The organism is Pseudoalteromonas sp., from assembly GCF_041613455.1.
Taxonomy (GTDB): Bacteria; Pseudomonadota; Gammaproteobacteria; order Enterobacterales; family Alteromonadaceae; genus Pseudoalteromonas.
On the sequence record NZ_JBFJHD010000286.1, the window covers coordinates 1 to 3,233 of the forward strand.

3 protein-coding genes are annotated in these 3,233 nt (G+C 43.0%); all 3 read left to right on the top strand.

All coding sequences use genetic code 11. The features are described from left to right. The coding region (locus ABYB02_RS15995) for an A24 family peptidase (protein ID WP_372763379.1) at positions 1-642 on the top strand (642 nt) is incomplete at its 5' end. A gap of 1 nt (position 643) precedes the next feature. Continuing rightward, entirely contained in the window at positions 644-1,270 is a 627-nt protein-coding gene (gene coaE / locus ABYB02_RS16000; RefSeq protein ID WP_372763380.1) for a dephospho-CoA kinase, read from the top strand. 156 nt (positions 1,271-1,426) lie between these two features. Beyond that, positions 1,427-3,106 (top strand): type IV-A pilus assembly ATPase PilB, encoded by a 1,680-nt coding sequence (gene pilB, locus ABYB02_RS16005; protein WP_372763381.1) that lies wholly within the window; start codon positions 1,427-1,429, stop codon positions 3,104-3,106. Positions 3,107-3,233 lie beyond the last annotated feature (127 nt).

Below are 3,233 nucleotides of genomic sequence, written 5' to 3' on the forward strand. Positions count from 1 at the left end.
ACCGCGATTAAGCCTTGGCAAAATATTCCTATTGTTAGCTGGTTATTACTAAAAGGTCGATGCGCAAATTGCAGTACCCCTATTTCCGTTCGTTACCCTATTGTAGAAGCACTGACCGCCTTATTAAGCCTAGTTGTTGCATACACCTTAGGCGCGACTGAGCAGGCACTGCTATACATTGTTATTACTTGGGCGTTAGTGGCGCTCACCTTTATTGATATTGACCACATGCTGCTGCCCGATCAACTTACCTTACCGCTAGTGTGGCTAGCACTGCTTGCCGCTGTATTAGGTTTTACTGTACCCCCCGCTAATGCCATTATTGGTGCTGCCTGTGGTTATTTAAGCCTATGGAGCGTATTTTGGTTATTTAAGTTATTAACCGGTAAGGAAGGCATGGGCTATGGCGACTTTAAACTGCTTGCAGTGTTTGGCGCTCTGCTAGGTTGGCAGTCGTTACTCACCATCATTTTACTCTCAAGCGTGGTGGGGGCTGTTATTGGTATTGCACTGCTCAGCATTCAGGGCAAAGACAAAGCCACCCCCATTCCATTTGGCCCTTACCTGGCTATTGCCGGCTGGATCACTATGCTGTGGGGCACAGAGCTGCAACACAGCTATTTTAATTTAATCGGTTATTAATATGCGCAATAAGACAAATATTAATAACTGGGTGCTTGGCTTAACCGGCGGTATTGGTTGTGGTAAAACAGCCGTGAGCAATATGCTCGCAGAGCTAGGTATTTGCATTGTGGATGCCGATATTATTGCCCGTCAGGTGGTTGAACCTGGCAGTGAAGGGCTTAATGCAATAATAACGCACTTTGGCAGCGACATATTACTGCCCGACGGGTCGCTGAATCGCAGTAAATTGCGTGAGCTTATATTTAGCAATAATGAGCATAAAAACTGGCTTAATAACTTGCTGCACCCACTTATTCGCCAGCAAACGTTAACCGAGTTAAATAATGCCACCAGCCCATATGCGGTGTTAGTGGCCCCGCTGCTGTTTGAAAACAAGCTGGATGTTTATTGCGACCATACCTTGTTAATAGATGTACCTAAAGATGTACAAATTGCGCGCACCATAAAACGTGATAATATTAGCTTAACGCAAGTTAACAGCATTATTGCTGCGCAAATGTCGCGCGCAGAAAAACAACAAAAAGCAAACGACATATTAAATAATGATCGCGACCTAGCACTGGTCAAAAAGGACTTAATAGCGTTACATAATAATTATTTACAGCTTTGCTGCAAAGATAGTTAAATCAGCTTAAAGATGGCGTTAGCGAACAAAAACAGTTATAAATTATATTATTAACTGTTTTAATTAATAAAATTCATCTAGATTGCGATGAATAATATTATCCCCCTCTTTTTTCTGATAAATTGCTAACTATTGAAGGATTTAAACAGGTGCGCAATGAATATTAACTCACCGTTATTGAGAAAATTTATTACTCTTGGCCGCGTGGATGCCAACTTAGTTAAAGCGAGACAGCAGGAATTCTCGTCAACGGCTGAAATGATTGCTAAGTGCGGAAAAATAGACAGTAAAGATTTAGCAACCCAATGCATTGACCTATTTAGAGTGCCTTTTTTCGATTTAAAAGACTTCAATACCGCACTTATAGATCCCGAGCTGGTAAAAGAAAAGCTGATCCGCAAACACCACATTTTACCGCTAATTAAAAAAGGCCGAAAAGTATATATAGCCGCGTCTGATCCCACCGATTATGGTGCCTTTGAAAACTTTGAATTTAGCACCGGCTTATCGTGCGAAGTGGTGGTGGTAGACTACCTTCAACTTGAACAAAAAATAGAGCAACTACTTGATGCCGCGGGCAGCTTAAATTTATCAGACGACGAATTTAAAGAGTTTGCCGAGCTTGATGCAGTTGACAACAAAGAGTCGGGCTTAAATGCCGATGACGATAAAGACGATGCCCCCATCATTGTTTACATTAATAAAATTTTAATGGATGCGATTAAAAAAGGCGCCTCGGATTTACACTTTGAACCCTACGAGCATAAATACCGTATACGCTTTAGAATTGACGGCATTTTACATGAAGTAGCCACACCGCCAAACACCTTAGCCACTAAGCTGTCGGCGCGTATTAAAGTGATGTCGCGCCTCGATATTGCCGAAAAACGTAAACCCCAAGATGGCCGTATCAAATTAAAAATAACCGAACGTAAAAGCATCGACTTTCGTGTCAGCACTATGCCAACGCTATGGGGCGAAAAAATTGTAATGCGTATTCTTGATTCATCCAGTGCCATGCTAGGCATTGATGTATTGGGTTACGAACCGGAACAAAAAAAGCTCTATACCGACGCACTAGATCAACCTCAAGGCATGATATTGGTAACCGGCCCTACCGGCTCAGGTAAAACCGTGTCGCTTTATACTGGCCTAAATATACTCAACCAACCGGAGCGTAATATTAGTACCGCCGAAGATCCGGTTGAAATTAACTTAGAAGGTATTAACCAAGTACAAATTAATACCAAAGCCGATATGACCTTCGCTAACGCACTACGAGCCTTTTTACGTCAAGATCCCGATGTGGTAATGGTAGGTGAAATACGTGATCTAGAAACCGCCGAAATATCAATTAAAGCGGCGCAAACAGGTCACTTAGTGTTATCAACCCTGCATACCAACTCGGCGCCTGAAACCATTACTCGTTTATTAAACATGGGCGTGCCTGCCTATAACGTAGCCAGCTCCATTAGCTTAATTATCGCGCAGCGCTTAGCCCGTCGCTTATGCCCTAAGTGTAAAACGCCGGAACACCTTCCCGAACAAGAGCTTATTCGCCAAGGTTTTAGTGAACAGCAAATTAGCGAAATGACGCTATACGCGCCAAAAGGCTGCGAACATTGTACCGATGGCTATAAAGGCCGAGTGGGCATTTACGAAGTAATGCAAATTACCCCCGAAATTGCCCAAATAATTATGCGCGGCGGTAATTCGTTAGAAATAGCCGAAGTGTCGTTAAAAGCAGGTTTTAATAATTTACGTTTATCGGGTATTCGTAAAGCCGCCGATGGCATGACCTCACTGGCTGAAATAAACCGGGTTACTAGTTTTTAATATCAGGTATCAGATTTCAGCTATCAGCGTTCAGTAAGAGATAAAACCTAGGACCTAAAGCCTAGAACCTAGCACCTAATCCCGTTTCAGGTGTCAGGTGTCAGGTGTCAGGTGCCAGGTGCCAGGT